This window comes from Neisseria sp. P0021.S005, from assembly GCF_051956955.1.
Map to the genome: position 1 here is coordinate 1 of NZ_JBQCWY010000680.1, position 1,638 is coordinate 1,638.

Consider the following 1,638-nt stretch of genomic DNA (forward strand, 5'->3'; position numbering starts at 1 on the left):
GCATACCCAAAATCGCAGATTGAGGCGGGTTGATGATCGGGGTAGACATCATAGAACCGAAAGTACCGCCGTTGGTAATACTGAATGTACCGCCGGTCAGATCTTCGATAGCGATTTTGCCGTCTTTTGCTTTTTTCGCGTAATCAACAATTGCTTGTTCGATGTCGGCAATGCTCATTTGGTCGGCATCGCGCAGGATTGGCACAACCAAACCGCGTGGGCTGCCAATTGCGATACCGATGTCGAAGTAGCCGTGGTAAACGATGTCTTTGCCGTCAACAGAAGCATTCACAACCGGGTATTTTTTCAGGGCGGCAACAGCGGATTTAACGAAGAAGGACATAAAGCCCAATTTCACGCCGTGTTCTTTCTCGAATTTATCTTTGTACTTCGCACGCAAGTCCATGATTGGTTTCATGTTGACTTCGTTGAATGTAGTCAAAATGGCGTTTTCTTGTTGAGAAGCCAAGAGGCGTTCTGCAACACGGGCACGCAGGCGGCTCATTGGTACGCGTTCTTCAGGACGTGCGCCGGCAGGAAGTGCAACGGCAGGGGCTGCGGCTGCGGCAGGTTTGGCAGCGGCATTTTGTACGTCTTCTTTCAATACGCGACCGTCACGGCCGGAACCTTGCAATGCGTTCACGTCAACACCGGTCTCGGCAGCCAGTTTGGCGGCAGCAGGCATAGCGGCGTTGTTTTGTGCAGCAGCAGGAGCGGCGGCTGGGGTAGCTTCGGCAGGCGCGGCGGCTGGGGCTTCAGCAGCGGCAGTAGCAGCTGTATCGATGCGAGCCAAAACTTGGTCGGCAACAACGGTTTCACCGTCTTGAGCTACGATTTCAACCAATACGCCGGCTTGTGGAGAAGGGACTTCCAAAACCACTTTGTCAGTTTCGATATCGATCAGGATTTCGTCACGGGCAACTGCTTCGCCAACTTTTTTCTTCCATTCCAAGAGCGTGCCCTCAGATACGCTTTCAGACAGCATAGGTACTTTTACATCAATAATCATTTTGTGTCTCCAATGGCCCTTTCAGACGGCCTGTTGTGTGTTTTTAATTCTGCATATGGGCATTCCGCCTGAACAATTTCAAACGGAATGCCACTAGGTTTACAACGCCAAAGCGTCTTCAACCAATTGTTTCAATTGAGCAATGTGTTTGCTTGAGTAGCCCACTGCAGGCGATGCACTGCTTGGACGACCGGCATAAGACAGTTTTTGCTCTTCGCTGATAACGTCTTCGATACGGTGGCGGATTTGGTAGAACGCACCTTGGTTTTTCGGCTCTTCTTGCGCCCAAACCACAGATTTTGCGTTCGGGTATTTCGCCAGTTCAGCTTTAACCTCATCGTATGGGAACGGATACAGCTGCTCAACGCGGACGATAGCAACATCATTTTCCAGTTTACGCTCGGTACGGCCGGCTTCCAAGTCATAGTAAACCTGACCGGCACACAATACCACGCGTTTCACGCTGTCGTTGCTTGCACGTTCTGCGGTATCTCCGATAACTGGACGGAAAGTCGAACCTTCGGTGAAGTTTTCCAGCGGGCTCATTGCACCTTTGAAGCGCAACAGGCGTTTGGACATGAAAATCACCAGCGGTTTGCGGTATGAACCCAAGACTTGACGTTGCAAGA

General features: G+C 51.1%; 1 protein-coding gene and 1 pseudogene. Both read right to left on the reverse strand.

Going from position 1 to position 1,638, the window contains the following annotated elements:
* A partial coding sequence (odhB, locus tag ACTHUE_RS18265; protein WP_440424117.1) for a 2-oxoglutarate dehydrogenase complex dihydrolipoyllysine-residue succinyltransferase occupies positions 1-1,009 on the reverse strand: 1,009 nt, incomplete at its 3' end.
* 99 nt (positions 1,010-1,108) lie between these two features.
* Positions 1,109-1,638 (reverse strand): annotated as a pseudogene (gene sucA / locus ACTHUE_RS18270) (2-oxoglutarate dehydrogenase E1 component); the annotation flags it as partial.